32 protein-coding genes and 15 pseudogenes are annotated in these 26,276 nt (G+C 72.8%); 9 read left to right on the plus strand and 38 right to left on the minus strand.

Annotated elements, in window-relative coordinates; translation table 11 throughout:
* Window positions 1-34 precede the first annotated feature (34 nt).
* From G5V59_RS18685 to G5V59_RS18705, 5 genes and pseudogenes are all read right to left on the minus strand, one after another.
* On the minus strand, window positions 35-745 hold the full coding sequence (locus G5V59_RS18685; RefSeq protein ID WP_278257457.1) for a 1-acyl-sn-glycerol-3-phosphate acyltransferase: 711 nt from the start codon (window positions 743-745) through the stop codon (window positions 35-37).
* Entirely contained in the window at window positions 742-1,875 is a 1,134-nt protein-coding gene (locus G5V59_RS18690; protein WP_278257458.1) for an NAD-dependent epimerase/dehydratase family protein, read from the minus strand. The genes G5V59_RS18685 and G5V59_RS18690 overlap by 4 nt, the downstream gene beginning before the upstream one ends.
* Complete coding sequence (locus tag G5V59_RS18695) at window positions 1,857-2,207, minus strand: NAD-dependent epimerase/dehydratase family protein (RefSeq protein ID WP_278257459.1); 351 nt, start codon at window positions 2,205-2,207, stop codon at window positions 1,857-1,859. Before G5V59_RS18695 ends, G5V59_RS18690 begins: the two co-directional genes overlap by 19 nt.
* Before the next feature lie 65 nt (window positions 2,208-2,272).
* Window positions 2,273-2,372: pseudogene (locus tag G5V59_RS18700) on the minus strand (AURKAIP1/COX24 domain-containing protein); the annotation flags it as partial.
* 301 nt (window positions 2,373-2,673) lie between these two features.
* A pseudogene (locus G5V59_RS18705) lies at window positions 2,674-2,890 on the minus strand (helix-turn-helix domain-containing protein).
* 204 nt (window positions 2,891-3,094) lie between these two features.
* On the opposite strand from G5V59_RS18705, the gene G5V59_RS18710 reads away from it, so the two are divergent.
* Window positions 3,095-3,811, plus strand: a complete 717-nt coding sequence (locus G5V59_RS18710) for an HAD family hydrolase (protein ID WP_278257460.1) — start codon at window positions 3,095-3,097, stop codon at window positions 3,809-3,811.
* 69 nt (window positions 3,812-3,880) lie between these two features.
* Here G5V59_RS18710 and G5V59_RS18715 read toward each other — a convergent pair.
* The 3 genes and pseudogenes from G5V59_RS18715 to G5V59_RS18725 form a co-directional block, all read right to left on the minus strand.
* A pseudogene (locus G5V59_RS18715) lies at window positions 3,881-3,976 on the minus strand (pyrroline-5-carboxylate reductase dimerization domain-containing protein); the annotation flags it as partial.
* Between the two features lie 92 nt (window positions 3,977-4,068).
* Window positions 4,069-4,203: pseudogene (locus tag G5V59_RS18720) on the minus strand (hypothetical protein); the annotation flags it as partial.
* A 58-nt stretch (window positions 4,204-4,261) separates the two neighbouring features.
* Window positions 4,262-4,612: an NAD(P)-binding domain-containing protein gene (locus G5V59_RS18725; protein ID WP_278257461.1), complete on the minus strand. Its 351-nt coding sequence runs from the start codon at window positions 4,610-4,612 to the stop codon at window positions 4,262-4,264.
* 108 nt (window positions 4,613-4,720) lie between these two features.
* Between G5V59_RS18725 and G5V59_RS18730 the strand changes: the two genes are divergently transcribed.
* Entirely contained in the window at window positions 4,721-4,894 is a 174-nt protein-coding gene (locus G5V59_RS18730) for an SDR family NAD(P)-dependent oxidoreductase (protein WP_278257462.1), read from the plus strand.
* Between the two features lie 103 nt (window positions 4,895-4,997).
* On the opposite strand, the gene G5V59_RS18735 is transcribed toward G5V59_RS18730, so the two are convergent.
* The 5 genes from G5V59_RS18735 to G5V59_RS18755 form a co-directional block, all read right to left on the minus strand.
* Complete coding sequence (locus tag G5V59_RS18735) at window positions 4,998-5,252, minus strand: hypothetical protein (protein ID WP_278257463.1); 255 nt, start codon at window positions 5,250-5,252, stop codon at window positions 4,998-5,000.
* A gap of 214 nt (window positions 5,253-5,466) precedes the next feature.
* Window positions 5,467-5,625 carry a hypothetical protein gene (locus tag G5V59_RS18740; protein WP_278257464.1) on the minus strand — a complete coding sequence of 53 codons (159 nt, stop codon included), beginning with the start codon at window positions 5,623-5,625 and terminating at the stop codon, window positions 5,467-5,469.
* On the minus strand, window positions 5,585-6,334 hold the full coding sequence (locus G5V59_RS18745) for a proline dehydrogenase family protein (protein WP_278257465.1): 750 nt from the start codon (window positions 6,332-6,334) through the stop codon (window positions 5,585-5,587). The genes G5V59_RS18740 and G5V59_RS18745 overlap by 41 nt, the downstream gene beginning before the upstream one ends.
* Before the next feature lie 74 nt (window positions 6,335-6,408).
* The gene (locus tag G5V59_RS18750; RefSeq protein WP_341350974.1) at window positions 6,409-6,975 is read right to left on the minus strand and encodes a sugar phosphate isomerase/epimerase; all 567 of its coding nucleotides are present in this window, start codon (window positions 6,973-6,975) and stop codon (window positions 6,409-6,411) included.
* Between the two features lie 318 nt (window positions 6,976-7,293).
* Window positions 7,294-8,193 carry a Ppx/GppA family phosphatase gene (locus tag G5V59_RS18755; protein WP_278257466.1) on the minus strand — a complete coding sequence of 300 codons (900 nt, stop codon included), beginning with the start codon at window positions 8,191-8,193 and terminating at the stop codon, window positions 7,294-7,296.
* Window positions 8,194-8,251: 58 nt separating this feature from the next.
* On the opposite strand from G5V59_RS18755, the gene G5V59_RS18760 reads away from it, so the two are divergent.
* The 3 genes from G5V59_RS18760 (at window position 8,252) to G5V59_RS18770 (ending at window position 10,495) form a co-directional block, all read left to right on the plus strand.
* The gene (locus G5V59_RS18760) at window positions 8,252-9,109 is read left to right on the plus strand and encodes a hypothetical protein (RefSeq protein WP_341350975.1); all 858 of its coding nucleotides are present in this window, start codon (window positions 8,252-8,254) and stop codon (window positions 9,107-9,109) included.
* An 18-nt stretch (window positions 9,110-9,127) separates the two neighbouring features.
* The gene (locus tag G5V59_RS18765; RefSeq protein ID WP_341350976.1) at window positions 9,128-9,790 is read left to right on the plus strand and encodes a VOC family protein; all 663 of its coding nucleotides are present in this window, start codon (window positions 9,128-9,130) and stop codon (window positions 9,788-9,790) included.
* A 255-nt stretch (window positions 9,791-10,045) separates the two neighbouring features.
* Window positions 10,046-10,495, plus strand: coding sequence for a methyltransferase domain-containing protein (locus tag G5V59_RS18770; protein WP_278259931.1), 450 nt, complete (start codon window positions 10,046-10,048; stop codon window positions 10,493-10,495).
* On the opposite strand, the gene G5V59_RS18775 is transcribed toward G5V59_RS18770, so the two are convergent.
* On the minus strand, window positions 10,462-12,072 hold the full coding sequence (locus G5V59_RS18775; protein ID WP_278257467.1) for a S8 family serine peptidase: 1,611 nt from the start codon (window positions 12,070-12,072) through the stop codon (window positions 10,462-10,464). The genes G5V59_RS18770 and G5V59_RS18775 overlap by 34 nt on opposite strands.
* Window positions 12,073-12,100: 28 nt before the next feature.
* The gene (locus tag G5V59_RS18780) at window positions 12,101-13,153 is read right to left on the minus strand and encodes a LacI family DNA-binding transcriptional regulator (protein WP_278257468.1); all 1,053 of its coding nucleotides are present in this window, start codon (window positions 13,151-13,153) and stop codon (window positions 12,101-12,103) included.
* A 66-nt stretch (window positions 13,154-13,219) separates the two neighbouring features.
* On the opposite strand from G5V59_RS18780, the pseudogene radA reads away from it, so the two are divergent.
* From radA to G5V59_RS18800, 3 genes and pseudogenes are all read left to right on the plus strand, one after another.
* Window positions 13,220-14,660 (plus strand): annotated as a pseudogene (gene radA, locus G5V59_RS18785) (DNA repair protein RadA).
* Window positions 14,661-15,056: 396 nt separating this feature from the next.
* On the plus strand, window positions 15,057-15,524 hold the full coding sequence (gene disA / locus G5V59_RS18795; RefSeq protein WP_278257469.1) for a DNA integrity scanning diadenylate cyclase DisA: 468 nt from the start codon (window positions 15,057-15,059) through the stop codon (window positions 15,522-15,524).
* A gap of 27 nt (window positions 15,525-15,551) precedes the next feature.
* Complete coding sequence (locus G5V59_RS18800) at window positions 15,552-15,887, plus strand: hypothetical protein (protein ID WP_278257470.1); 336 nt, start codon at window positions 15,552-15,554, stop codon at window positions 15,885-15,887.
* Window positions 15,888-15,958: 71 nt separating this feature from the next.
* On the opposite strand, the gene G5V59_RS18805 is transcribed toward G5V59_RS18800, so the two are convergent.
* On the minus strand, window positions 15,959-16,162 hold the full coding sequence (locus G5V59_RS18805) for a hypothetical protein (protein WP_278257471.1): 204 nt from the start codon (window positions 16,160-16,162) through the stop codon (window positions 15,959-15,961).
* Window positions 16,149-16,793, minus strand: coding sequence for a hypothetical protein (locus G5V59_RS18810; protein WP_278257472.1), 645 nt, complete (start codon window positions 16,791-16,793; stop codon window positions 16,149-16,151). The genes G5V59_RS18805 and G5V59_RS18810 overlap by 14 nt, the downstream gene beginning before the upstream one ends.
* Window positions 16,794-16,879: 86 nt before the next feature.
* Here G5V59_RS18810 and G5V59_RS18815 point away from each other — a divergent pair, with 86 nt between their 5' ends.
* Window positions 16,880-17,782 carry an A/G-specific adenine glycosylase gene (locus tag G5V59_RS18815; protein ID WP_278257473.1) on the plus strand — a complete coding sequence of 301 codons (903 nt, stop codon included), beginning with the start codon at window positions 16,880-16,882 and terminating at the stop codon, window positions 17,780-17,782.
* 99 nt (window positions 17,783-17,881) lie between these two features.
* Here G5V59_RS18815 and G5V59_RS18820 read toward each other — a convergent pair whose 3' ends face one another.
* The 21 genes and pseudogenes from G5V59_RS18820 to G5V59_RS18895 all read right to left on the minus strand — a co-directional run bounded on the left by G5V59_RS18820 (window position 17,882) and on the right by G5V59_RS18895 (window position 26,141).
* Complete coding sequence (locus G5V59_RS18820) at window positions 17,882-18,337, minus strand: hypothetical protein (RefSeq protein WP_278259932.1); 456 nt, start codon at window positions 18,335-18,337, stop codon at window positions 17,882-17,884.
* 15 nt (window positions 18,338-18,352) lie between these two features.
* Window positions 18,353-18,670: pseudogene (locus tag G5V59_RS18825) on the minus strand (AAA family ATPase); the annotation flags it as partial.
* A gap of 12 nt (window positions 18,671-18,682) precedes the next feature.
* Entirely contained in the window at window positions 18,683-19,006 is a 324-nt protein-coding gene (locus G5V59_RS18830; protein WP_341350977.1) for a hypothetical protein, read from the minus strand.
* 39 nt (window positions 19,007-19,045) lie between these two features.
* Window positions 19,046-19,099: pseudogene (locus G5V59_RS18835) on the minus strand (hypothetical protein); the annotation flags it as partial.
* A 20-nt stretch (window positions 19,100-19,119) separates the two neighbouring features.
* Window positions 19,120-19,347 (minus strand): annotated as a pseudogene (locus G5V59_RS18840) (hypothetical protein); the annotation flags it as partial.
* Window positions 19,348-19,543: 196 nt separating this feature from the next.
* Window positions 19,544-19,819 (minus strand): annotated as a pseudogene (locus tag G5V59_RS18845) (AAA family ATPase); the annotation flags it as partial.
* Entirely contained in the window at window positions 19,770-20,057 is a 288-nt protein-coding gene (locus G5V59_RS18850; RefSeq protein ID WP_278260314.1) for a hypothetical protein, read from the minus strand. The pseudogene G5V59_RS18845 and the gene G5V59_RS18850, both read right to left, overlap by 50 nt.
* Window positions 20,058-20,086: 29 nt before the next feature.
* Complete coding sequence (locus G5V59_RS18855) at window positions 20,087-20,425, minus strand: Clp protease N-terminal domain-containing protein (protein WP_278257474.1); 339 nt, start codon at window positions 20,423-20,425, stop codon at window positions 20,087-20,089.
* A gap of 123 nt (window positions 20,426-20,548) precedes the next feature.
* Window positions 20,549-20,885: pseudogene (locus tag G5V59_RS18860) on the minus strand (Lsr2 family protein).
* A 162-nt stretch (window positions 20,886-21,047) separates the two neighbouring features.
* Complete coding sequence (locus tag G5V59_RS37100) at window positions 21,048-21,287, minus strand: hypothetical protein (protein WP_341350978.1); 240 nt, start codon at window positions 21,285-21,287, stop codon at window positions 21,048-21,050.
* On the minus strand, window positions 21,284-21,823 hold the full coding sequence (locus tag G5V59_RS18865) for a type III pantothenate kinase (RefSeq protein WP_341351258.1): 540 nt from the start codon (window positions 21,821-21,823) through the stop codon (window positions 21,284-21,286). Before G5V59_RS18865 ends, G5V59_RS37100 begins: the two co-directional genes overlap by 4 nt.
* Window positions 21,820-22,020, minus strand: coding sequence for a hypothetical protein (locus G5V59_RS37105; protein WP_341351259.1), 201 nt, complete (start codon window positions 22,018-22,020; stop codon window positions 21,820-21,822). Before G5V59_RS37105 ends, G5V59_RS18865 begins: the two co-directional genes overlap by 4 nt.
* A gap of 109 nt (window positions 22,021-22,129) precedes the next feature.
* Window positions 22,130-22,477, minus strand: a pseudogene (locus G5V59_RS37110) (nicotinate-nucleotide diphosphorylase (carboxylating)); the annotation flags it as partial.
* Window positions 22,474-22,740, minus strand: coding sequence for a hypothetical protein (locus tag G5V59_RS37115; RefSeq protein WP_341350979.1), 267 nt, complete (start codon window positions 22,738-22,740; stop codon window positions 22,474-22,476). The gene G5V59_RS37115 and the pseudogene G5V59_RS37110, both read right to left, overlap by 4 nt.
* Entirely contained in the window at window positions 22,737-22,961 is a 225-nt protein-coding gene (locus G5V59_RS18875; RefSeq protein ID WP_278257475.1) for a hypothetical protein, read from the minus strand. Before G5V59_RS18875 ends, G5V59_RS37115 begins: the two co-directional genes overlap by 4 nt.
* An 88-nt stretch (window positions 22,962-23,049) precedes the next feature.
* Entirely contained in the window at window positions 23,050-23,442 is a 393-nt protein-coding gene (locus G5V59_RS37120) for an FAD-binding protein (protein WP_341351260.1), read from the minus strand.
* A pseudogene (locus G5V59_RS37125) lies at window positions 23,337-24,032 on the minus strand (FAD-binding protein); the annotation flags it as partial. The gene G5V59_RS37120 and the pseudogene G5V59_RS37125, both read right to left, overlap by 106 nt.
* Window positions 23,941-24,402 (minus strand): annotated as a pseudogene (locus tag G5V59_RS37130) (FAD-dependent oxidoreductase); the annotation flags it as partial. The pseudogenes G5V59_RS37125 and G5V59_RS37130, both read right to left, overlap by 92 nt.
* Before the next feature lie 13 nt (window positions 24,403-24,415).
* Window positions 24,416-24,836, minus strand: a pseudogene (panD, locus tag G5V59_RS18885) (aspartate 1-decarboxylase).
* A gap of 286 nt (window positions 24,837-25,122) precedes the next feature.
* Window positions 25,123-25,746 (minus strand): annotated as a pseudogene (locus tag G5V59_RS18890) (pantoate--beta-alanine ligase); the annotation flags it as partial.
* A complete protein-coding gene (locus G5V59_RS18895; protein WP_278257477.1) occupies window positions 25,743-26,141 on the minus strand; it encodes a DUF2520 domain-containing protein in 399 nt (132 codons plus the stop codon). The pseudogene G5V59_RS18890 and the gene G5V59_RS18895, both read right to left, overlap by 4 nt.
* Between the last annotated feature and the right edge of the window lie 135 nt (window positions 26,142-26,276).

A 26,276-nucleotide genomic window follows, 5' to 3' on the forward strand; every position in this document is an offset into this window, starting at 1 on the left:
AGCGTCTGCTGGATGGTCTCGCGGACCTGGTCGGTCACGTTGAAGACCAGCATCGGGTCCTCGGCGGCGCCCGCGTCGTACTCGTCGGTGCGGATCGGCTCGCCGAACTCCAGCAGCCACTTCGACGGCAGCGGGACCAGGCCGAGCGGCCCGAGGAGCGGGAAGAACGGCGTGATCGGGATGTACGGGACGCCGAGCAGGCGGGCCAGCGACGGGATGTTGCCGACCAGCGGGTAGATCTCCTCCGCGCCGACGACCGAGAGCGGGATGATCGGCACGCCGGTGCGCAGTGCGGCCGACACGAAGCCGCCGCGGCCGAAGCGCTGCAGCCTTGTAACGGTCGGAGAACGGCTTGCCGATGCCCTTGAAGCCCTCGGGCCACACCCCGACCAGGCTCACCGCCGCGCAGCATCCGCTCGGCGTCCTCGTTGCAGGCCAGGGTGGCGCCGCCCTTGCGGGCCAGCGCGCCGACGAAGGGCAGCCGGAACACCAGGTCCGCGCCCAGCGGGCGCAGGTAGCGCCCGGCGTGGTCGTGGATGGAGACCATCGTCATCAGGCCGTCGACCGGGATCGTGCCGGAGTGGTTGGACACCACCAGGGCGCCGCCCTCGGCCGGGATGTTCTCGATGCCGCGGACCTCGATGCGGAACCACTGCTGGGCGATCGGCCGCAGCGCGGCCATGAAGAAGCGCTCGGTGACCTCGGGGTCGAAGCCGTACTCGTCGACGGTGTAGTCGCCGGTCAACCGACGCCGCAGGAACGCCAGGAAGCGCGCCAGCCTGGGGCTCCCACTGGTCGCCGAAGAGCCTCGCGGGCGGCGTGCTGGAAGGCGGCCAGCCAGTCCCCGACCGGGATCCCGGCCAGCGGGCTCAGACCGCGCTCCTCGGTGCGGGCGGCCGGCAGCGACGCCTCCGACGCCGGCGCGGGGTCGTCGAGCAGCGAGGCGGTCTCGATGACCGGGCGGTCCTCGGGGTTGTCCTGCAGCGGCTTCTCGGCGGGCCGCTCGGGCTTCGGCTGCTTCTCGGCCGCAGGCTTGCGCGGCGTACCGGACTTGGGCGCCAGCCCACGGGCCGCGGCGGACGGGCGGGTGCCGGTGCCCCGGCCGGGGCGGCCGCGGGTACCGATCGGGATGATCTCGGCGTCAGCCATCCTTGCCTCCGGCAACGGTGAGCCTGGGCGGGACGGTCCTCGTCGACCGGGGGCAGGTGCTCGGCCAGGGCGGCCAGGGCGGAGTCGGCGCGGCGGGTGCCCGGGGGCAGCGTGCCGACGAACTCGGCGAACGCCTCGGCCGTGGTGTACGACGGCTCGAAGCCCAGCACGCTGCGCATCCGGGTCGTGTCCACGCCGCGGCCGTAGGTCAAGAAGGCGACCAGGCTCCGGCGACAGGTCGGCCATCCGCGCCGAGCGGAGCACCGAGCCGAGCCCGCCGAAGGCGACACCGGGCAGCGGCACGCTGGTGCGGCCCATCCGGCGCAGCGCCTGGGACAGCATCAGCAGACCGTCGCCGGCGACGTTGAAGGTGCCGGTGGTCTCGTTGAGAACGGCGTGGCGCAGCACCCGGTTGAGGTCGCTCTCGTGGAGGAACTGCAGCCGCGGGTCGAAGCCGAGGACGGTCGGGATCACTGGCATCCGGAAGTACGACGCGAGCGGGCTCACCACGCGCGGGCCGATCACGTTGGCGCAGCGCAGCAGGGTGACCGTCACGTCGGAGCGGCGGCGGGCGAACCCGCGGACGTAGCGCTCGACCTCGTTGACGTCCTTGGCGTAGCCGCTGCGCGGTGGCCGGCGCGGCTCCATGTCCTCGGTGAACATCGCCGGGTCGCGGCTGCTGGCGCCGTAGGCGGTGGTCGAGGACTTCACCACGACCTGGCGCACCTGCTCGGCCTTCTGACAGGCGGCGAGCAGCCTGCATCGTCCCGATGACGTTGAGACTCCTTCATCGTGCCGCGCGCACCGGCGGAGCCGGGGGTGGCGATGACGCTCATGTGGACGACCGTGTCGACGTCCTCCTTGGCGATCACCTTGGCGATCACCGGGTTGCGGATGTCGGCGCGCACGAAGGTGACGTCACCCAGGTCGCCGCGAGGCGGGATGACGTCGACGCCGATGACACGGTCGACCCCGGGGTCGGTGGCCAGGGTGCGCGCGAACGTGCGCCCGAGGTCGCGGGAGACTCCCGTGACCAGGACTGTTCGACCGGCGCCCATCCCACTGACTCCTCAGGGTCGGGCCGGTGCGCCCCATGCGCACCGGCGGCAGGCTCTGGCGTTACTTGCCGAGCTTTGCGACGCTGCACGCGCGTCTTCTTCAGCGAACTTGCGGTGCTTCTTCTTCGCCATGCGCTTGCGACGCTTCTTGATGACAGAACCCACGTGGAACCTCTCCAGAGCATCGGACGATGCTCGCCCGACGTTGCTACGACGCTCCGGGCAGGCCCCGGAGCACCGGGTCAGCCTATCGGGCCGTCGGTGGGCGCGGTGAATCAGCGACTGAGATGGGATGAAGATCGCATCACGCCGGCAGGCGGAGTCTGCTGGGCGAGGTGTCGGAATCCCCGCTTACCGGGGTATTCCTACGGTTCCTGACTGTTGCAACGGTCAAGAACCGTAGGAATACCCCGGTAAGCGGGGATTCTTGCAGGGCCTCCCACCTCGCGGCGGAGCCACGCTCGGCTCAACCAGCGCTGTAGAAGGACTTCCTGAGGTACTCGTTGACGTTCTCCTCGGTCACCCGGAAGGAGCGTCCGACGCGTACAGCCGGCAGTCTCGCCGCTGTGCACCAGGCGGTAGACGGTCATCTTGGAGACCCTCATCACCGTGGCGACCTCGGCGATCGTGAGGAACTTGGGGTCCGGCAGGGACTCGGTGCGCTCACGCGACGGAGGAGTCATGACAACCACGCTTTCTGCGCGTCCGTCACCGCCTTCCCCAGCCTGTGATCTGCGGACGCCTCTGCGTGAGAATAGAGCCAGATGTGACGCATGGGGAAGAGATTGCTCAGTGAAACTTTTGAGGTCTCGGCGTGTCGCCTTGACCCGGGCCCGCCGCCGGAGCCTCGCGGGGTGCTGTCGGCGGGCGCTGGCAGACTGCTCGGCATGACGATCCGGGCCCTCCTCCTCGACCTGGACGACACCCTCGTGGACCACCGCGGGGCCGCTGATCGCGGCTTGCGGACCTGGCTCACGGGCCTCGGGCTGGCCCAGAGCCCGGCCGAGCCTGGAGGAGCCTGGTCGAGCGCTGGTCCGTTCTCGAGGCGCGGCACCACGAGCGGGCGCAGCGGCGCGAGCCGACCCACCTCGAGCAGCGCCGGGTGCGGATCCGGGCCTTCCTGCCGGGGTGGGACCTGGCCGACGACGCGCTCGCCGACGACGTCTTCGCGGGCTTCCTGGGCTGCTACCAGGCCGCCTGGCGAGCGTTCGACGACGCCGCGGATGCGATCGACCGGGCCCGGGCAGCCGGCCTGCCCGTCGGCATCCTCACCAACGGCGACCAGGCGGTCCAGACCGAGAAGCCTGCGCCGCACCGGACTGCTGCGCGCCGACGTCCCCGTCTTCGCCTCCTCCTCGCTGCCCGCCGCCAAGCCGGACCCCCGCGCCTACCTCACCGCGTGCGCCCACCTCGGGGTCGACCCGGCCGCGACGCTGATGGTCGGGGACTCGCTGCGCCACGACGTGGTCGGCGCGCGGCGGGCGGGCCTGCAGGCCCGGTTGCTCGACCGCTACGGGCGCTACGACGAGCGCGGCGCCGGCCAGGGCGTGGTCCGGGTGCGCGGGCTCGCCGAGCTCGACGTGGCCGGAGCCCTGCGCGGCTAGCCGCCGAGTCTCGCGAGAGCGGTCCCGGGCCGCCTCCAGCGCCGCCAGGAAGGCTGCCCGGAGGCCGTGGTCCTCCAACGTGCGGAGCGCGGCGGCCGTCGTACCGCCCGGCGAGGTGACCTGCTCGCGCAGCACCCCGGGGTGCTCGCCGGTCTCCCGCAGCATCGTGGCCGAGCCGAGCAGCGTCTGCACGGCCAGACTCGGAGGCGACCGGGCGCGGCAGCCCGAGGTGCACCCCGGCCTCGATCATCGCCTCGGCGACCAGGAAGAGGTACGCCGGCCCGGACCCGCTGATCGCGGTCACCGCGTCCTGCTGCTTCTCCGGGACCTCGACCACCTTGCCGACCGAGGACAGCAGCGCCGAGGCCTCGGCGAGGTGCGACTCCTCGCACCAGGTGCCGGGCGAGATCGCGGCCATCCCCTCGCCGACCAGCGCGGGCGTGTTCGGCATCACCCGGGCGACGGCGACGCCCTCGGGCACCCGGGACTCGACGAAGGCGGTGGTGATGCCCGCCGCGACCGAGACCAGCAGGCTGGCCGCGGCGCAGGCCCGGGGCGAGACTCGTCGAGCACGCCGGCCATGTCCTGCGGCTTGACGACGAGCAGCACGGTGTCCGCCGCGGCGGCGGCGCTGACGTCGTCGACCACCGGGACGTCGTACCGCTCGCTGAGCTCGGCGGCGCGCTCGGCGCGCTTCTCCACGACGAGCAGGTCGTCGGCGCCGCGGCCGGCGCGGACCAGGCCTGCCAGCAGGGTCTCCCCCATCATGCCGGCGCCGATGACGGCGGTGCGCTTCGTCACGGTCTGCTCCCTTCCTGCTCGTCCTCGGGTACGCCGCGAAGCGTGTCACGTGCGGGCACCGGAGGGAAACCGGATCACCGCTCACCAGGGCGTTCCTAGGCTTCGGCCATGACTTCACTCCTTGCGCCGGACGCCTTCGCCGGCCGCACGATCGTCCTCGTCGGCGGCGGCACCGGCATCGGGCTCGAGGTGGCTCGCCAGGTGGTGTCCGCCGGGGGCCGGGTCGTGCTCGGCGGACGGACCGCGGCGACCCTGGAGCGAGCAGTCGCCGAGCCTGGGTGAGAACGCCACCGCACACCCGGTCGACACCTCCGACACCGCCTCAGTCGCGCGCTTCTTCGAGCAGGTCGAGCAGGTGGACGGGATCTTCACCACGGCCGCGAGCCTATGTGACGGGGCCGATCGCCGAGCCTGAGCCTGGAAGAGGCGGCCACGCCTTTCGAGTCGAAGTTCTGGGGCCAGTACCGCGTCGTGAAGGCCGCGCTCGGCAAGGCTCGGCCCGGACGCCTCGATCGTGCTGATGTCCGGGGCGGCGAGCGTGCGGCCGGCCGGCGACGCACCGGCGTACGTCGCGGCGAACGCCGCCGTCGAAGGCCTCGCCCGCGGCCTCGCCGTCGAGTCTCGCCCCGGTCCGGGTCAACGCGGTCGCTCCCGGCACCGTCGACGGCCACCTGTGGGACCAGCGGGACCCGGCGGTCCGCCAGGCCGCCTTCGACTTCTAAGCGGGTGCCTCGACGATCGGCCGGATGGGTACCGAGCCGGAGGTCGCCCAGGCCGTCGTGTTCCTGCTCCTGAACGGCGTCACCACCGGCTCGACCCTCTTCCCGGACGGCGGCTACTCGTTCCGCTGAGGCTCAGCCGCGGCGCACCAGCGAGACCAGTACCTGGGAGAAGTCCTGGGGGTGCTCGGCCAGCCGCCGCGCGACGTAGCGGTGCCGCTGCTCGCCGTAGGGCAGGTAGACCCGCACCCGCTCACCGGCGGCGACCAGGCGGCGCTGCTCGGCGGGCCGCACGCCGTGGCGCAGCCTGGTACTCGTAGGTCCCCGGTGCCCTTCCGTAGCGGCTCGCGAGCGCGCCGGCGATCTCGATCAGCCGCGGGTCGTGGGTGGCGAGCATCGGGTAGCCGTCGCCGCCGAGGAGCACCTTCATGCAGCGCACGTACGAGCGGTCGACGTCACCGGGGTCGGTGAAGGCCACCTCGGCGGGAGCGTCCTCCTCGCCCTTGCAGATCCGGACCCGGCTGCCGGCGTAGGCCAGGGCACGGCAGTCGGACTCGGTGCGGTGCAGCCGCGCCTGCAGGGTGATCCCGGTGGCGGGGAAGTCGTGGCGCAGCGCCTGGGCGACGGCGAGCGTGGCGTCGACCGTGGTGTGGTCGCGCATCGCCAGGGTGAGCGAGGTCCCGGCACTGTGGGCAGCCCGGCAGATCTTGCGGGCGTTCTCGACCGCGAGCTTCTCGCCCTCGGGCAGCAGCAGGCCGATCGCGACCGGGTCGACGGAGACCTCCGCCCGGTCGCCCAGCCCGGCGTCACCGATCCGGTCGAGCAGCATCCGGTAGGCCTGCACGGCCGCGATCGCCTGGGTCTCGTCCTGCGGGGTGGCGGTGAGGTGGTCGACCGTGGTGTCGATGCCCTCGGCGGCGAGCGCCTCGACGACGGCCGGGGCCTCGCGGAACGACTCCCCGGCGACGTACCGGTCCAGGACGGCGGCGGACAGCGGCAGCACCCCCACGAGTCGCGGCAATGCGCTGCGCGAGATCGACTCGAGCGCCCCCCCGGACCGGACTCATGGGCCCCAATTTACGGGGCGCCTCCCGACGCCGCCTCGTCGGTACGGCGCCCGGCCGGCTCCGCGCCGAGGTGCTCGATCGCGAACTCCAGGGACTCCCGCAGGTCCGCCTCGCGCTCCTCGCGGGTGGCGCAGCGCCGGGTGTTGATCTCCAGCACGACCTCGCCGGCGAAGCCGGCGCGGGCCAGGTGGCGCAGGAAGTCCGCGGCGCCGGTTGTCCCGCGGCCGGGCACCAGGTGCTCGTCCTTGGCGGAGTCGGTGCCGTCGGTCAGGTGCACATGGCGCAGCCGCGGGCCGAGCCGCTCAGCCATCGCGACCGGGTCGGCGCGGGCGATCGAGGCGTGCGAGAGGTCGATCGTGGTGTTGGCGTAGGGCTCCTCGGAGGGGTCCCAGCCGGGGACGTACATCTCCAGGTGCCGGCGCGAGGCCCGCCACGGGTACATGTTCTCCACCGCGAACGCGATCCCCGACGACTCCTCCAGCGCCGCGATCCCGTTGACGAAGTCGCGGGCGTACTCCCGCTGCCACCGGAACGGCGGGTGCACCACGACGACCTCGGCACCCACCTCGCGCGCCATCTGCGCGGAGCGCTCCAGACCTGCCCCAGGGCTCGACGCCCCAGACCCGCTGGGTGAACAGCAGGCAGGGCGCGTGGATCGCGCTCACCGGCAGGTCGTGGTGCTCGGAGAGCCGCAGGACCGCGTCGACCTGCTGGGAGAGGGCGTCGATGCCGACCATGACCTCGACGGCCTCGTAGCCCACCGCCGCGGCGTAGGCGAACGCGTGCGCCGTGGACTCCGGGTAGACCGAGCTCGTCGACAGCCCGATCCGGGGCCGGCTGCCGCGCCCGGTCATGACTCGTCGGTGACGCTGAGCTTTGTCGATCCGCTCCAGGATCACGCCCTCGCGCAGCGCCCAGGGGCAGATCTCCAGACTCGGGCAGGTCGAAGATGTCCATGCAGGCCTCGGCCACCAGCGCACCCGGCACGATCTGGTGCGTGCGGCTCGGCGAGACGCCGGGCAGGCTCGGCGAGCTCCTCGGGCGTCATCGCCAGCAGACTTCGGGATCCACTGCCGCAGGCTCGGCCAGCGGCAGGGACCGCGGCACCAGCCTGGCCCTCCCCGGACGGCGCGGCGCCGCAGATCCGCGCCAACGAGCGGAAGGTCTTCGACGTGGCGGAGGCGCGGTGCGTCGTACCGGCGCGCAGGAGGTGGCCCGCGTCCCGGGCGATGTCGGCCCGGATCCGCCGGCGGATCTCGCGCAGCCGGCCCCCGTCGGGGCGCTCGGCGAAGTCCGCGCGGGCCAGCCGGGCCGCGCCCAGCGGGAGCGACCAGGCCACGTCCGGGCGCTCGTCGGATCCGGCCGCGATCTCCAGCGAGCCTCCGCCGATGTCGAACACCGCGAGCCGGCCCGCCGACCAGCCGAACCAGCGGCGCACCGCCAGGAAGGTCAGCCGCGCCTCGTCCTCGCCCGGCAGCACCTCGATCCGTACGCCGGTCTCGCGCTCCACGTGCGCCAGCACCTCCTCGGAGTTGCCGGCGTCGCGCACCGCGGAGGTCGCGAACGACAGCATCTCCTCACAGCCCTTCTCCTCCGCGACCCGCAGGGCCTGTGCGGTGAAGGCGGACAGTGCCTCGATCCCCGTCGGCGAGACGTCGCCCGCCGGATCGAGGTGCTCGGCCGAGCGCAGCGGCTCCTTGTAGGAGAACGCCGGCAACGGCGCGGCACCGCCGTGTGCATCGACCACGAGCAGGTGACCGGTGTTCGAGCCGATGTCGAGCACGCCCAGACGCATGCGTCCACGGTACTCGTGCCTGCTCGGCCGGTGCGGACCCCTCAACTAGATTTGAGCAGTGCCTGAGGTCTCGCTCGATTTCCCGCGTGCGTGGGTGGAGTTCGTCAACCCGGCCGACGAGAGCGAGGTCCTCAAGTGCGACCTCACCTGGCTGACGTCGTCCTACACCTGCATCTTCGGCGGTGGCTGTGCCGGCATCTACGCCGACTCCCCCGACGTCGGGTGCTGCACCCTCGGCGCGCACTTCGCCGACAAGGAGGACGAGCGACGGGTCGAGGCGTTCGTCGAGCAGACTCACCCCTGCGCACTGGCAGGCCCATCCGGGCCGGCCGGTCAAGCGGCGCGACTGGGTCGAGAAGGACGAGGACGGCGAGCGCAAGACCCGGATGCACGAGGTCGCCGGGCAGCGCTCGTGCGTCTTCGCCAACCGCGCGGACTTCCCCGGCGGATCGGGCTGCGCACTGCACGGGCTCGCGCTCGAGCAGGGCCGCAACCCGCTGGAGACCAAGCCGGACGTGTGCTGGCAGCTCGCCCATCCGGCGTACCTTCCGCGAGGTCGAGCGGATGGACGGCACGACCTACACCGAGGTCACCATCACCGAGTACGACCGCCGCGGCTGGGGTCCGGGCGGTCACGACCTCGACTGGTACTGCTCCGGCAACACCGAGGCCCACGTCGCCGTCGAGCCGCTCTACGTCACCAACGAGCCCGAGTCTGGTCGCGCTGATCGGCCGCAAGGGGTACGACGAGTCTGGTCGCCCACTGCGAGGCGCACCTGCGCTCGCGCTCCGCGCTGGCGTTGCACCCGGCCGATCCGCGCTGACCTGCGGCGACCCCGCGCTGACCCGTGCCGGGGTGACTGTCACCTCTCGACATCAAGAGACAACGACCCCGATGCGGGGTTCCTCTCAGTGAGCGCTCAGAATGTCTGACATGCGCCTGGACCATCTCTCCTACGCGGCCGGACCCGACGGACTGGCCAGCACGGCCGCACGCCTGGGCGCAGCGCTCGGGCGAGACTTCTCCGACGGCGGGGTGCACCCGCGCTTCGGCACGCGGAACATGACGCTCCCGCTCACCGACGGCACCTACATCGAGGTCGTCGAGGCACTCGACCACCCGGCCTCCGACAAGGCGCCCTTCGGCCAGGCCGTCAAGGCCCGCTCCGCCCTCGGCGGCGGCTGGCTCGGCTGGGCGGTGGCGGTCCCCGACATCTCGATCGTCGAGCAGCGGCTGGGCCGCTCCGCGGTCCCGGGCTCGCGGCACCGCCCCGACGGCACCGAGCCTGCGCTGGCGGCAGATCGGCATCAACGGCCTGATCGCCGACCCGCAGCTCGCCCTTCTTCATCCAGTGGGGCGTGCCCGCCGACCTGCACCCCTCCCAGGGCGCGGACGGCACCGTCTCCCTCGCCGGCATCGAGATCGCCGGTGACCCGCAGCGGGTCAGCGAGTGGCTCGGCGAGACCGTCGAGGCGCCGCTGGAGGACGTCAAGGTCGAGTGGGTCGCCCCGCACGGCACGCCCGGCATCCTTGCCGCGCAGGTGCTCACCCCGGACGGCATCGTCCGGATCTGACGCCTCCGCACCGAGGCGTTGAGCCACACGGTCCGGGGCGCCATCGCGAGCCCCAACATCTGGAACCACACCGCGACCTACGAGCTCGAGAACCGCGCCGCCGACCCCGACGGGCGCCTGTGGGCCGCCCTGGAGGCTCGGGCCGACTGGACCGGGCGGGTCGTGCTCGACCTCGGCTGTGGCACCGGCTTCCACCTCCCCCGTTTCGCCGAGCGCGCGGCGCGGGTGATCGGCGTCGAGCCGCACACCGGGCTGTGCCAGCCTGGCCCGGCGCCGGCTGCGCGCTCGCGGCGTCGCGAACGCCGAGGTCCGGCCCGGCGCCGCGCAGGAGATCCCGCTGCCCGACGCTTGCGTCGACGTCGTGCACGTGCGCTGGGCCTACTTCTTCGGCCCCGGCTGCGAGCCCGGCCTCGTCGAGCTCGACCGCGTCCTGCGGCCCGGCGGCACCGCCCTGGTCATCGACAACGACGGCTCGCGCTCCACCTTCGGCGCCTGGTTCCGGCGCGGCTTCGCCCACCTGCCGCCGCCCGAGGAGATCGAGCGGTTCTGGAGCATCCGCGGCTGGACCCTCGACCGGGTCGACATGGGCTGGCGCTTCGCCTCCCGCGCCGACCTCGAGGAGGTCGTGCGCATCGAGCTCCCGCCCGCCACCGCCACGGAGGTGCTGCGCCACCACGAGGGTGTCGAGGTCGACTACGCCGTCAACCTCTGGTCCCGCCAGCGCTGACCCACCCCGGGCGCCCGCAGGCGCCCGGGGTGGAGTCGATCACTGCACGGCGTCCAGCGCGTCGACGACACCGTCGCCGTAGTAGCTTGTTCTCCGCGGCGGTGCCCACGCACGGCGCACCGGCCGTGGTCGTGCCGCAGGCGTGGTCGTCGGCCTGCGCACGCAGACTTGGCGACCATCTGCGCCGGCGTCCACGACGGGTGCGCCGACTTCATCAGCGCCAGCACGCCGGCGACGTGCGGCGAGGCCATCGACGTACCGGACTTGAGGCCGTAGCCGTTGCCCGCGACGATCGTCGACAGGATCCGCGAGCCCGGAGCCGCGACGTCGATGACGCCGAGACCACGGTTGCTGAACCCGGAGAGCCGGTTGTCCAGCGAGGTGGCCGGGAACCGCTCCAGCGAGGCCACCGTCACCACGCCCGGGGCTCGGTCGGGATGTCCTGGCAGGCGTTGTTGATCGTCCGGTTGACCGTCGTCCCGTCGTCGGGGCTGGTGGTGTCGGTCGTCTTGTTCGCCAGGTCGTACGACGAGTTGCCCGCCGCGGCCGCGTGCACCACGCCCTGGTCCGTCGACCAGGCGACCGCGCGACGCACGGCCTCCTTGGCGGCGTACTGGTCGGGCTGGTCCTCGCAGTAGAACTGGAACGGGTCGACGTAGTAGCTTGTTGTTGGTCACGTCGAAGCCGTGCTCACCGGCCCACACGAAGCCGCAGACGGCGTACTCCGGGTAGATGAACCCGTCGTCGTTGACCACCTTGACCGAGGCCATCCGCACGTTCGGCGCGACCCCGACGATGCCGGTGCCGTTGCGCGCCGCACCGATGGTGCCCGCCACGTGCGTGCCGTGGTCGCTGGTGGTGGGCTGCCAGCCGGTCGGGGAGGTGTCCGGCCGCCCCGCGTTGCTGCAGTTGACCGAGTCGGCCACGTCGATGTTCGCCGCCAGGTCCGGGTGGTCGGCGTCGATGCCGCTGTCGAGCACGCCCACGACGACGTCACGGGAGCCGTCGGTGATCTGGTGCGCCTTGTCGGCCTTGATCATGGCGAGGTCCCACTGCTCGGACTCGCGCGGGTCCGGGGTGACCGCGGTGGTCGCCTCGGAGCCGGTCGTGTCGTCGCTGCGGTCGGCCCGGGCCACGCTGGTTCGGCCCTTGCCGGGGCCCCACGGGGACTGCACGCCGGCCGGCGTGCCCTCGGTGACGGGCACCGAGCGGGTCGCGCCGACGGACTCGAGGGCGTTGCCCCCGGCGCGTCGTACGTCGGCCCGGAACGCCGCGCGGTCGCTGTGCGCCACGACGACGCCGATCTGCGGCCAGGTCTGCACCACGACGCCACCGGCCTTCTCCACGGCGCGCTCGACGAGCCGGGTCTGGCCGGGGTTGGCGTGCTTGGCGTTGAGCAGGTACGCCGACACGACGCCGTCCGGGGTGCTGATCGGGACGGGGGTGGACACCGGCTCCGCGCCGCCGCCGGGTGCGGCCGTGGCTCCGGTGCCGGAGACCGTCAGACCGGCCAGCGCGAGGCCGGCCGAGACGGTGAGGGTGGCGACTCGGAGCCGCCGGGTGCTGCGCAAGGACATGAGCATTCCTTCCGAGATGTGACGCAGGTCATCCTGCGTCGCTCATCCTCACACGGAGGTCCGACGGATTGCGAGGGTGGGCGCGAGAAGAACTTCGCGCACCTCGCCGTCCGACGGTGCGAGCAGACTCCGCGAGCGCGCCGACGAGCGCCTGTGCGACCTGCTCCAGCGGCTGCCGCACCGAGGTCAGCCCCATCACCTGGGCGACCTGGGAGTCGTCGAAGCCGACGACCGCGATCTCCCGGCCCGGCGTACGGCCGCGCTCCGCCAGGGCGTGCAGGGCTCCGACCGCGAGCGTGTCCGAGGCGCACACGAAGGCGCTGGGCGCCGCGGAGTCGAGCAGCGCGGCGGCGGCCTCGCGCCCGGCGTCGACGGTGTCCGGCACCGCCGCCTCGAGGCCGGCGGTGGCCAGAGCGTGCCTGGTCATCGCGCGGTGCCAGCCCGAGCGCCGGTCCTCACCGATCCGCGAGCCCGGCTCCCAGCCGAGCCAGGCGATCCGCTCGTGTCCCTGCTCGCGCACGTGGTGGGTGGCCGCCTCGGTCCCCGCGGCGCCGTCGACGTCGACCCAGGGATGGGTGGCGTCCGGGTCGTCCCAGGGCCGGCCGAAGGCGACGAAGGGGGCGCCCCGGCGGGTCAGCCCGACGGTCTGCGGGTTGCCGAGGTAGGTGTCGGTCACGACGAAGGCGTCCACCGCCGTCGCGCGCAACAGGTCGTCGTACCCGCCGAGGGGGTCGGGGCGCTCCCCCTCGGCCACCGGACCTCCGGAGAAGAGCAGCACGTGGTGGTCGACGTCGCGCGCGGCCTCCACCAGCGCGTGCACGAACCGGTCCATCGCCATGTTCGCCGTGAACTCCTGCGCCGGCGTGAGGCGCAGGCCGATCAACCGCGACGAGCGGGTGCGCAGGTGGCGGGCGGCGCGGTTCGGCGTGTAGCCGAGGGTCTCGATCGCCTCCTGCACGCGGGCGAGGGTGTCCGGCCGCAGCAGGTCGGGGTTGTTGACGGCGTTCGACACGGTCTGGCGGGAGACGCCGGCACGCTCGGCGACGTCGGCCAGGGTGGCCGGTGGGCGCGGGTTGTCCACAGGCCGATCCTTCCACGGACCGCGTGGCGGGGGGCGGGTGTCGGAGGGGTGGTCTACCTTCGGGGCATGGCTTCGAAAACACGTTCGAACTACCGCTGCGGCGACTGCGGCTGGACGACGGCCAAGTGGGTGGGCCGCTGCGGTGAGTGCCAGGCGTGGGGGTCGGTCGTCGAGGTCGCGGCCGCCACGACCTCCCCCACCAGCCGTACGACGGCCGCGCCGGTCACCCAGCGGGCGATTCCCATCGGCCAGGTCCCGGCCGACCGCGCGATGCACGAGGCCTCCGGCGTCCCCGAGCTCGACCGGGTGCTCGGTGGTGGGCTGGTCCCGGGCGCCGCGGTCCTGCTGGCCGGCGAGCCCGGTGTCGGCAAGTCGACCCTGCTGCTGGAGGTGGCGGCGCGCACCGCCGAGCGCCGGCAGCGCACGCTCTACGTCACCGGCGAGGAGTCCGCGGCCCAGGTGCGGCTGCGCGCGGACCGCACCGGCGGGATCCACGACGAGCTCTTCCTGGCCGCCGAGACCGACCTCGGCGCCGTGCTGACCCATATCGAGCAGGTGCGCCCGCAGATGGTGGTGGTCGACTCGGTGCAGACGATCGGCGCGGCCGACGTCGACGGCGTTCCGGGCGGGGTGACGCAGGTCAAGGAGGTCGCCCAGGCCCTGGTGCGGGTCGCCAAGAGCCGCGACATCACCGTCGTGCTGGTCGGGCACGTCACCAAGGACGGCGGGATCGCGGGCCCGCGGGTGCTGGAGCACCTGGTCGACGTCGTGCTGCACTTCGAGGGCTCGCGCGACTCGCGCTTCCGGATGGTGCGCGCGGTGAAGAACCGGTTCGGCCCGGTCGACGAGGTCGGTTGCTTCGACCTGAGCGCCGACGGGATCCGCGCGGTGGAGGACCCGACCGGGATCTTCACCGAGCGGCACCACGGGCGGGTGCCGGGCACCTGCGTCGCGGTGACCATGGAGGGGCGGCGCCCGCTGCTCGCGGAGGTGCAGGCCCTGGTGACGCTGTCGGCGGCGGAGCGTCCGCGTCGTACGACCTCGGGGCTGGACGGCTCCCGGCTCGCGATGATCCTCGCGGTGCTCCAGCAGCACTGCGGGATCAAGCCTGCACCAGCACGACGTGTTCGCCTCGACCGTGGGCGGGGCGCGGCTCACCGATCCCGGGAGCGACCTCGCCCTGGCGGTGGCGCTGGCCTCCTCGACCTTCGTCAGCGCGCCGCCGGCGGGCGTGGTGGCGATGGGCGAGATCGGGCTGTCCGGGGAGCCTGCGCCGGGTGCGCGACCTGTCCCAGCGCCCTGGCGGAGGCAGCCCGGCTCGGGTTCGAGCCTGGCGGTGGTACCGGCCGAGCCCGGCCAGGCGCAGGGCGCGCGCGGCCCCGCGCGGGACCGGATGATCGCGGGGATGCGGGTGATCGAGGCGCCGGACGTGATCTCGACGCTGCGCCTGCTCAACCTCGACCGTCGTACCAAGCACGCGCTGGAGGTGGTCGAGGCCGGCGAGTGAAGCGACAAACTCCACAGTGCGCACGCACCCCGGACCTGACAACTGCTGACAACGCGCGGGCGCGGCACGGCGGAATCCACCGCGTGCGACGGGGGGTACGCCGCTAGGGTGAGCCTGTGCACCGTGGCGGTGCGCCCCGGATCCGCGGCCCGTGGGTCCAGCAGTCATGACAGTGAGGAGCGCGAGTGGTCGCGTCGGCCGATCTCCGACTCCGCGAGACCCTTGCGTCGATCGCGCCCGGCACGTCGTTGCGCGACGGCCTCGAGCGCATCCTGCGCGGCCGCACCGGCGCCCTGATCGTGATCGGGCAGGACCGGCTGGTCGACAGCCTGTGCACCGGCGGCTTCGAGCTCGACGTCCCCTTCACCGCGACGGGGCTGCGCGAGACTCGCCAAGATGGACGGTGCGATCATCGTCGACGGGAGCCTGACCCGGATCATCCGTGCGGCCGTGCACCTGATGCCCGACCAGTCGATCCCCTCCGAGGAGACGGGCACCCGGCACCGCACCGCGGACCGGGTCGCGAAGCAGACCGGGCACCCGGTGATCTCGGTGTCGCAGTCGATGCAGATCATCGCGGCCTACGTCGGCGACACCCGGCACGTGCTCGAGGACTCCGGCCAGATCCTCTCCCGCGCCAACCAGGCGCTGGCGACGCTGGAGCGCTACAAGCCGCGGCTCGACGAGGTCTCCAGCACGTTGTCGGCCCTGGAGATCGAGGACCTCGTCACCGTGCGGGACGTGGCCGTGGTCGCCCAGCGGCTGGAGATGGTCACCCGGATCGCGCGGGAGATCGAGGACTACGTGCTCGAGCTCGGCACCGACGGCCGCCTCCTCGCCCTGCAGGCTCGAGGAGCCTGGTGACCGGCGTGGACACCGAGCGCGAGCCTGGTGATCCGCGACTACGTGCCCTCGCGCCGGCGCAGTCGGGACCCGCTGGAGCCTGCTCGGCAAGCCTGGAGCAGCCTGTCCGCGACCGACCTCGTGGACCCCTCCGCGGTGGCCAAGGTGCTCGGCATCGGCACCGGCGAGCACCTGGACGGCGCGGTGGCTCCCCGGGGATACCGCCTGCTCACCAAGGTCCCACGGCTGCCCTCGAACGTCGTGGAGGGCCTGGTCGACCACTTCGGCACCCTGCAGAAGCCTGCTCTCGGCCGGCATCGACGACCTGCAGGCCGTCGAGGGCGTCGGCGAGCCTGCGGGCCCGCAGCGTTCGCGAGGGGCTGAGCCGGCTGGCGGAGTCGACGATCCTCGAGCGGTACGTCTGAGCAGGTCCCGCACGAGCGGAGCCGGACGGGCTAGTTGACGGCCTTCGTCGGCTTCTTCGTGGGCCGGACCGTCGCCTTCTGCGTGGCCGTCCCGGTGGGCGTGGCCTTCGCGGTCGGCGTGGCCTTCGCGGTCGGCGTGCTCGTCACCGCGGAGGGCTTCACCAGCACGAACGCGGCGGTGGCCGGCTCGCCGCCGAACGCAGCGGCGGCGATCGTGTAGTCACCCGACGTCACCCAGCCGGTACGACGCGAGCAGCCCGGCCCGGACTGGCGCGTCTCCTTCCAGGTGAGGTTCACGACCGTGGCGACGGTGCGTCGTACGACGACGGAGGCGGTAGGCACCGCCTCGGGGCACTGCTGCGTCGTCCACAGGCTGGCGGGAGCCGTCGGAGATCTTGACGATGACGCTGGACCTCGAGATCTGCCAGGTGCAGGCCTCGGCGGCCCGGGTCTGCAGCGACAGGCGCAGCGTGACGTCGCTACCGGCCACGGCCGGGGCGGGCACCGAGGGCGTCACGACGACGTCGGCGGCGGGGCAGGGGCCTTGCGGCGAGGCGAGCGTCGGGGTGACGGGCGCGCTCGCGCCGGTGGTCGCGCCGCTGGCAGTGGGGGTGCTGCTGCCCGTCGCGCCGGACTTCCCGGCGGTGACCGTCTGGGAGGGCTCCACCTGTGCGCCGGCCTGCTCCGCGGCCGGCCGGTCGTCGGAGCCGGCGTCGCTGCCACCACCGAGCGCGCGGGCGATCCCGAAGACGAGCGCGAAGGCCACGCCGAGCACGAAGACCCGGCGCCGCCAGTACACAGCGGGCTCGAGCGGGCCGCGCGTCGTACGGCCCCGGGCAGGAGCGGGACGACGCGGGGAGGCCATGGATCCGACGGTAGTCAGCGCTGGGCCGGGAACCGGGGTGACCCGCCGGGAGGGGCCGAACTCGACCGAGGTCACAATGGCGTGCGATGACGACGAGTGATGCCACGACGGACGCCGGGACCGGGGACGGCCTGGTGGAGCCGATCCTGCGCTGGTACGACGCCCACGCGCGCGACCTGCCCTGGCGCCGGCCGGAGGCGTCGGCGTGGTCGGTGCTGGTCAGCGAGTTCATGCTGCAGCAGACCCCGGTGGTGCGGGTGCTGCCGGTGCACGCGACCTGGCTGGAGCGCTGGCCGACCCCGGCCGCGCTGGCGGCCGAGCCGTCGGGCGAGGCGGTGCGGGCATGGGGCCGGCTGGGGTACCCGCGCCGGGCGCTGCGCCTGCACGCGGCCGCGGTCGCCATCACCGAGCAGCACGGGGGGACCGTCCCCGCGTCGTACGACGAGTTCGCTGGCGCTGCCGGGGGTGGGCGACTACACCGCGGCGGCCGTGGCGGCATTCGCCTACGGCCAGCGGCAGGTGGTGCTCGACACCAACGTCCGCCGGGTGCTCGGGCGCGCCGTCACCGGCGTGGAGTTCCCCGCCCGGTCGGTCAACCGCGCCGAGCGGGACCTGGGCGCGGCCCTGCTACCCGAGGACCCACCGACCGCGGCGACGTGGTCGGTCGCGGTGATGGAGCCGGCGCCCTGGTGTGCACCGCGGACCGTCCGCGCTGCACCGACTGCCCGGTGCTCGAGGCGTGCGCCTGGCAGGCGGCCGGCGCGCCGGCCTACGACGGGCCACCGCGGCCGGTGCAGACCTATGCGGGCACCGACCGGCAGTGCCGGGGGAGGCTGCTGGCCGTGCTCCGCGATGCGCCCGGCGCCGTCGGCCAGGAGCGGATGGACGCCGCCTGGGACCAGGTCGCGCAACGGGAGCGGGCACTGGCGTCGCTGATCGCGGACGGACTCGTGGTGCGCCGGGCGGACGGGCGCTACGCGCTCCCCTGACCGAGCCGAGCGCCCGCAGGAGACGCACGAGCCCGGCGCCCCCGAGGGGACACCGGGCTCGTCACGTCGAGGATCAGGCCGACTCGGAGTCGTCCCCGCTCAGGCTCGGAGGCATCGGCCGGGCCTTCGTTGACCGTCTCGAGCGGCGGCATGTCGGGCAGGCTCGCCGACCTTCTGCCCCTCGAAGGTGAAGGCGGCGTTCGGGCCCTCGCCGTCGACGTCCACGAGCACGATCTGGCCGGGGCCGACCTCGCCGTAGAGCATCTTCTCGGCGAGCACGTCCTCGATCTCGCGCTGGACCGTGCGGCGCAGCGGCCGGGCCCCGAGGACCGGGTCGAAGCCCCGCTCGGCGAGCAGGTTCTTCGCGGCCTGGGTCAGGCTCGAGCCTTCATGTCGCGGTCGCGCAGGCGGACCTCCACGGCGGCGATCATGTTGTCGACCATCGCGACGATCTGCTCCGAGGACAGCGGCGGGAAGACGATGATCTCGTCGACACGGTTGAGGAACTCGGGGCGGAAGTGCTGCTTGAGACTCGTCGGAGACCTTCGCCTTCATCCGGTCGTAGGATCCGGCCGCGTCGCCGCCGCCGAAGCCCAGACCCACCGACTTGCCGATGTCGCGCGAGCCGAGGTTGGTGGTCATGATGATGACGGTGTTCTTGAAGTCCACGACCCGGCCCTGGGAGTCGGTCAGGCGACCTTCCTCCAGGATCTGCAGCAGGCTGTTGAAGATGTCCGGGTGCGCCTTCTCGACCTCGTCGAAGAGCACCACGGAGAACGGCTTGCGGCGCACCTTCTCGGTGAGCTGGCCGCCCTCCTCGTAGCCGACGTAGCCCGGAGGCGAACCGAAGAGGCGCGAGACGGTGTGCTTCTCGCCGAACTCCGACATGTCGAGCCTGGATCAGCGCGTCCTCGTCGCCGAAGAGGAACTCGGCGAGCGTCTTGGACAGCCACGTCTTCCCGACGCCGGACGGGCCGGCGAAGATGAACGAGCCACCGGGACGCTTGGGGTCCTTGAGCCCCGCACGGGTACGACGGATCGCCCGCGAGAGCGCCTTGACCGCCTCGTCCTGGCCGATGACGCGCTTGTGCAGGCTCGTCCTCCATCTTGAGCAGCCGCGTGGACTCCTCCTCGGAGAGCCTTCACGATCGGGATGCCGGTCGCCACGGCGAGCACCTCGGCGATCAGGCTCCTCGTCGACCTCGGCGACCTCGTCCATGTCACCGGAGCGCCACTGCTTCTCGCGCTCGGACTTGGCGAGGATCAGCCTGCTTCTCCTCGTCGCGCAGGCGCGCGGCGGCCTCGAAGTCCTGGCCGTCGATGGCGGCCTCCTTGCGCTGACGCACCTCGCCGATCTTGTCGTCGTACTCGCGCAGGTCCGCGGGCGCCGTCATCCGGCGGATCCGCAGCCGCGAGCCGGCCTCGTCGATCAGGTCGATCGCCTTGTCGGGCAGGAAGCGGTCGGAGATGTAGCGGTCGGCCAGCGTCGCCGCGGAGACCAGGGCCTCGTCGGTGATGGTGACCCGGTGGTGCGCCTCGTAGCGGTCGCGGATGCCCTTGAGCATCTCGATCGTGTCGGCGATCGACGGCTCGGGGACCTGGATCGGCTGGAAGCGGCGCTCGAGGGCGGCGTCCTTCTCGAGGTACTTGCGGTACTCGTCGAGGGTGGTCGCACCGATCGTCTGCAGGCTCACCACGGGCCAGCATCGGCTTGAGGATGGAGGCCGCGTCGATGGCGCCCTCGGCAGCACCGGCACCGACGAGGGTGTGGATCTCGTCGATGAACAGCACGATGTCGCCGCGGGTGCGGATCTCCTTGAGCACCTTCTTGAGGCGCTCCTCGAAGTCACCGCGGTAGCGCGAGCCCGCGACCAGGGCACCCAGGTCGAGGGTGTAGATCTGCTTGTCCTTGAGCGTCTCGGGAACGTTGCCCTTGACGATGTCCTGGGCCAGGCCCTCCACGATCGAGGTCTTGCCGACGCCGGGCTCACCGATCAGCACCGGGTTGTTCTTGGTACGACGCGAGAGCACCTGCATGACGCGCTCGATCTGCGCGCCGCGGCCGATGATCGGGTCGGCTTTGCCCTCGCGGGCGTCCTGGGTCAGGTTGCGGCCGAACTGGTCGAGCACCAGCGAGGACGACGGCGCGTCCCCACCGCTGGTCGAGCCGGAGGCCGCCGCGGCGGAGCCGGTCTCCTTGCCCTGGAAGCCGGAGAGCAGTCTGGATGACCTGCTGGCGGACCCGGTTGAGGTCGGCACCGAGCTTCTGCAGCACCTGGGCGGCGACGCCCTCGCCCTCGCGGATCAGGCCGAGCAGGATGTGCTCGGTGCCGATGTAGGAGTGGCCCAGGCTGCAGCGCCTCGCGCAGGGAGAGCCTCGAGCACCTTCTTGGCGCGCGGGGTGAAGGGGATGTGTCCCGAGGGGGCCTGCTGGCCCTGGCCGATGATCTCCTCGACCTGTGCGCGCACCGCCTCGAGGGAGATGTCGAGCGACTCCAGGGCCTTGGCGGCGACGCCCTCGCCCTCGTGGATGAGGCCGAGCAGGATGTGCTCGGTCCCGATGTAGTTGTGGGAGAGCATGCGGGCCTCTTCCTGGGCCAGCACGACCACCCGGCGGGCTCGGTCAGTGAACCGCTCGAACATTGCACGCTCCTCACACGTCACAGGGCTGTTCGTAGGTCTACAACCCCGCTCACACCCTACGCGTTCCCGAGAAACGGATCGGGCCCGTCCGCTGTCAGCGAACGGGCCCGGTCCTCGACCGCGTCAGTGGGCCGCGTCGTACGCCTCGCGCACGTCGGCGGGGATGCGCCCCCGCTCGGGAACGGAGTGCCCGTTCTCCCGCGCCCATTCCCGGATCTCCTTGGCGGAGGTGCCGCCCGCCGCGGCCGCCGCGCGGCCGTTGCGCTTGCCGCCGCCACCGCCGCGAGCGACCTTGCGCGCGTGGCCCAGGTACGGCGCGAGCGCCTCCCGCAGGGCCGAGGCGTTGCCGTCGCTCAGGTCGATCTCGTAGGCTCGCCCCGTCGAGGCCGAAGGCGACCGTCTGCGTCGCGTCGCTGCCGTCGATGTCGTCGACCAGGACAATGTTGACGCGTTGGGCCATGTTGCGCTCCTCGATATTCGATAATCCGAATTGGATATCGCCGATAATATCCATCTTCGAGAATGCGACAAGCACCGGCGCGGCATCTCGGCCGATATCGGGAACTAACCGAGCCGCATTCATTGGCAAGATGGTGTTGCCACCAACCGGGGAGAACCGGCCTTATGCGTTGCGCGCGTAGACCGGGCCGAGCCCGCGCAGGGTGAGCCAGGGCTCGTGATGGGTGAAGCAGCGGCACTCGTCGAGGACGAGCGGTGCGAGGTATCCGGTAGCGATCACCGTCACGTCCTCCTCGGCCGCGCCGAGCGCGGCGACCAGCCGCTCGACCATCCCCTCGACCTGGCTGGCGACGCCGAAGACCATCCCGGACTGCAGGGCCTCCACGGTGTTCTTGCCGATCACGCCGCGCGGGCGGACGAGACTCGACCATCCGCAGGCTGGGCACCGCCGCGGCTGAGGGCGTCGAGGGAGATCTCGATGCCGGGGGTGATCGCTCCCCCGACGTAGCGGCCGGCGGCGTCGACGACGTCGAAGGTGGTGGCGGTGCCGCCGAAGTCGACGACGATCGCCGGGCCGGAGTAGTCCGAGGCGGCGGCGAGGGCGTTGATGATCCGGTCGGTGCCGACCTCGCGGGGGTTGTCGACCACGATGGGCACCCCGGTGCGGACGCCGGGCTCGACGATCACCCGGGGCACGTCGGGGAACTGGGCGGCGAGCATCTCCCGCCACGCGTTGAGCACCGACGGCACGGTCGCGCACACGGCGACGCCGGTGACGGCGTCCTCCTGGGTCTCGAGCAGGCCGCGGAGCAGGACCCCCCACTCGTCGGCCGTACGACGCTCGTCGGTCGAGACCCGCCAGTGGTCCACGACCTCGCCGTCCTCCAGCAGCCCGAGGACGGTGTGCGCGTTGCCGATGTCGGCCGCCAGCAGGCTCATGGCGTCGTACGGAAGTCCAGGCCGAGGTCGAACACGTCGACCGAGTGGGTCAGCGCGCCGACGGAGATGAAGTCGACGCCGGTCTCGGCGACCTCGCGGGCCCGCTCGATCGTGAGCCCGCCGGAGGCCTCCAGGGTGGCGGGCGCGCCGGCGTCGGCGTTGATGCGCACCGCCTCGGCCATGTCGGCGGTGGACATGTTGTCGAGCAGCACCTCGGTGCAGCCGGCCGCGAGGACCGCGCGCAGGCTCGTCGAGGTCCACCACCTCGACCTCGACCCGGAGGCCGGGGTTCGCGGCGACGACGGCCTCGTAGGCGGCGACGACGCCACCCGCGGCGACCGCGTGGTTGTCCTTGACCATCGCCCGGTCCACCAGGCTGAACCGGTGGTTGACGCCACCGCCGCAGCGCACGGCGTACTTCTGCAGCGCGCGCCACCCGGGCAGCGTCTTGCGGGTGTCGAGCACCCGGGCGCGGGTGCCGGCCAGCGCGTCGACCCACTGCGCGGTGGCGGTCGCGACACCGGAGAGGTGCGAGGCGAAGTTGAGGGCGGTCCGCTCGGCGGTGAGCACACCACGCACCGGCCCCGTGACGGTCAGCACGACGTCGCCGGGCTCCACGCGGGTGCCGTCGGGCACCCGGCCGGTGACCGTCACGGTGTCGCCGAGGGCGTAGGCGAAGGCGAGACTCGGCGATCGCCAGGCCCGCGACGACGCCGGGCTCGCGGGCGGCGAAGTCGGCGACCGCCTCGCCCATGTCGGGCATCGCGGCGCTGGTGACGTCGTCGGCGCCGCCGGGCAGGTCCTCCTCGAACGCGAGGGTGACGTGGTCGTAGACCGCGCGGGGGTCCAGGCCCGCCGCGGCGATCTCGTCGACGAGCGTCGAGGGCAGACTCGGCGAAGGGGGTCCGGGCGATCATCGCGGGGTCCCGTCGGTGGCCGGCGCGGCGACGAACGACAGGGTCGACTCGCCGTCGTCCACGCGGACGTCGAAGTGGCCCGCGAAGCGCTCGTCCTCGCGCTCGGGGAAGTCCTCGCGCCAGTGCGAGCCGCGGGTCTCCTGACGCAGCGCCGCGGCACCTGTCAGGGCGCTCGCGATGGTCAGCAGGTTGGTCGTCTCCCAGGCCTCCTGGTCGATCACCTCGGCCGCGTCGCCGGCGAGCTTTGTCGAGCAGCCGGGCGGCCTCGCCGAGGCCCTCGGAGCCTGCGCAGCACACCGGCCCGTGAGGTCATCGTCTCCTGCAGCCTGCTTGCGCGCGGATCCGGCGACCAGCCCGGCCGGCCGGGTGTCGGCGACCGGCTCGGCCCAGTCCCGCAGGCTCGCCCGGGAGCACGTTCGCGATCCGGCGGGAGAAGACGAGCCCGTCGAGCAGCGAGTTCGAGGCGAGCCGGTTGGCGCCGTGGACGCCGGAGCAGGCGACCTCGCCGCTGGCGTAGAGGCCGGGGACGTCGCTGCGGCCGTCGAGATCGGTGCGGACCCCGCCGGAGACGTAGTGGCAGGCCGGCGCGACCGGGATCAGGCCTGGGTGACCGGGTCGACGCCGTGGGAGCGGGCGGTGGCGAGGATGGTCGGGAAGCGCTTCTCCCAGAACGCCGCGCCGAGGTGGCGGGCGTCGAGCCACATGTGCGGCCGCCCGGTCTCCAGCATCCGCTTCATGATCGCCTTGGCGACCACGTCGCGCGGCGCGAGGTCGGCGAGCTCGTGCACGCCCTGCATGAACCGGGTGCCCTCGTCGTCGACGAGGAAGGCGCCCTCGCCGCGGACGGCCTCGGAGATGAGCGGCTGCTGGCCGCGCGAGTCGGGGCCGAGGTACATCACCGTGGGGTGGAACTGCACGAACTCCAGGTCGCGCAGGGTCGCCCCGCCGCGCAGGGCAAGGGCCATCCCGTCGCCGGTCGACACCGACGGGTTCGTGGTCTGGGAGAAGACCTGGCCGAAACCGCCGCTGGCGAGCACCACCGCGCGGCAGTGCACGGCGCCGACCCCGCCGCGCTGGCCCTCGCCCATGACGTGCAGGGTGAGCCCGGCGACGCCACCATCCTCGGCCAGCAGCAGGTCGACGGCGAGGGCGTGCTGGATGACCTCGATGTCGGGCGCCGCCTCGATCGCCGCGACCAGGGCGCGCTGGATCTCCGCGCCGGTGGCGTCGCCGCCGGCGTGCGCGATCCGGTCGCGGTGGTGACCGCCCTCCCGGGTGAGCGACGAACCACCGTCGGCGGTGTGGTCGAAGTTGGTGCCGAGCGCGATCAGGCTCGCGCACCGCGTCGGGCCCCTCGTTCACCAGCACGCGGACGGCGTCCGCGTCACAGGCGCCCGCGCCGGCGACGAGGGTGTCCACCTCGTGCTGCTCGGGGGTGTCGCCCGGCCCGAGGGCCGCGGCGATGCCGCCCTGCGCCCACTGCGTGGAGCCCGCGGACAGCACGTCCTTGGTCACCACGAGGACCTTGTCGACCTGCGTGCGCAGCCGCAGCGCCGCGGTCAGGCCGGCGATGCCGGTGCCGACGATGACGACGTCGGCGCGGGTGCTCCACCCGGGACGGGGCGCGGTGAGCCGCCCGGGCAGGCGCAGGTGTTCAGGCATTCGTGCAGGCTACTCAGCGACCCGCGGTCACGTCGCCACGGGACAGGCTCGGGTCGCCGAAGGTCTCGGCGGGGTCGAAGCCGGTGGCCATGATCTTGTTGTCGGCGTCGACGAACACCACGTGCGGCTGGTGCTCCTTGGCCTCCTCGGTGCTCATCTGGCCGTAGCCGATGAGGATCACGAGGTCGCCGGGGTGGACCAGGCGCGCTGCCGCGCCGTTGATGCCGATCACGCCGCTGCCGCGCTCGCCCGCGATCGTGTAGGTCTCCAGACGGGCACCGTTGGTGATGTCGACGATGTGCACGAGTCTCGCCGGCCAGCAGGTCGGCGGCCTCGAGCAGGTCCTCGTCGACGGTGACCGAGCCGACGTAGTGCAGGTCGGCCTGGGTGACGGTGGCGCGGTGGATCTTGGACTTCATCATGGTGCGCAGCATGGGATTCTCCCTCGGGATCAGAACTGCAGAGGCATGTTGTCGATGAGCCGGGTCGTGCCGACCCGGGCGGCGACGAGGACGCGGCCCTGCGTGCCGGCCTCGGGGTAGTCGGGCAGGCTCGCCGAGGCCCGTGGTGGTGAGCGCGAGGTAGTCCAGGCTCCACGCCCGGCTCGTCCTTGATGACGGCCATCGCCGCCCACCGCGCCGCCGGGACGCCGTACGACGCCCGCGACTGCGCCGCGCGCAGCGCCCGGGACAGCACGGCCGCCTGCTGCCGCTGCCCGGCGTCGAGGTAGCGGTTGCGGCTGGAGCGGGCCAGACCGTCGGGCTCGCGGTCGGTCTCCCCCCGACCACCTCGATGCCCAGGCACAGGTCGGACACCATCCGCCGGATCAGCGCGAGTCGCTGGTAGTCCTTCTCCCCGAAGACCGCGCCGTCCGGGCGGACCAGGCCGAAGAGCCTTGGCGACGACGGTCACCACCCCGCGGAAGTGACCGGGCCGGCTGGCGCCCTCGAAGAGGTCCGCGAGCGGTCCGGGCTGGACGGTGACGGCCTCGGAGGCGAGGCCCTCGTGCGGGACGCCGTCGGGGTACATCTCCGCGACGACCGGAGCGAACACCACGTCGACGCCCTCGCCGCCGGCGAGCTCCAGGTCCGCGTCGAAGGTGCGCGGGTAGCGGTCGAGGTCCTCACCGGGCCCGAACTGCAGCGGGTTGACGAAGATCGAGACCACCACGGTGCCGGACTCGCCGGCGCGCTCGCGGGCGATCCGCATCAGCGACGCGTGGCCCTCGTGCAGCGCGCCCATGGTGGGCACGAGCACGACGGGGCCTGCGGCACGGCGGGCGCCGAGCAGCGCGTCGAGGTCGGCCCGGCTGCGTGCGACAGCGGGCGTGGTGAGGGTGGTCATGCGTTCTCGCGGTGGGGCAGCACCCGGCGGTCGCCGTAGGCGCTGAGGACGGTCGCGATCTTCTGCGCCTGGATGGGCAGCAGCCGGCCGTCGGTGACGGCGCGGTCGAGGGTGGCCCACGCCATCGCGACGTACGACGGCAGGGTGTCGGGCGCGTTCGCGGCGATGTCACGCAGGTGCGCCGCGACGGTCTGCACGTCACCGCGCACGATCGGCCCGGTGAGGGCGGCGTCGCCGTGGGCGAGCGCGTTGTCCAGCGCGGCGTCGAGCAGCGGGCGCAGCGTGCCCGCGGGGTCGTCGACGCCGGCGGCGGTGAGCAGGCCCATCGCCTCGCTGACGAGGGTGACCAGGTGGTTGGCGCCGTGCGCGAGGCCAGCGTGGTAGAGCGTGCGCATCTGCTCGGGCACCCAGGTGGGGCGACCGCCGAGGTCGGCGACGAGGCTCCTCGGCGAGGTCGTGCTCGGCCGGGCCGGCGGTGAGCCCGAAGACACAGCCGTGCAGCCGCTCCAGGTCGACGGTGGTGCCGGTGA

This window comes from Nocardioides convexus (assembly GCF_011090295.1).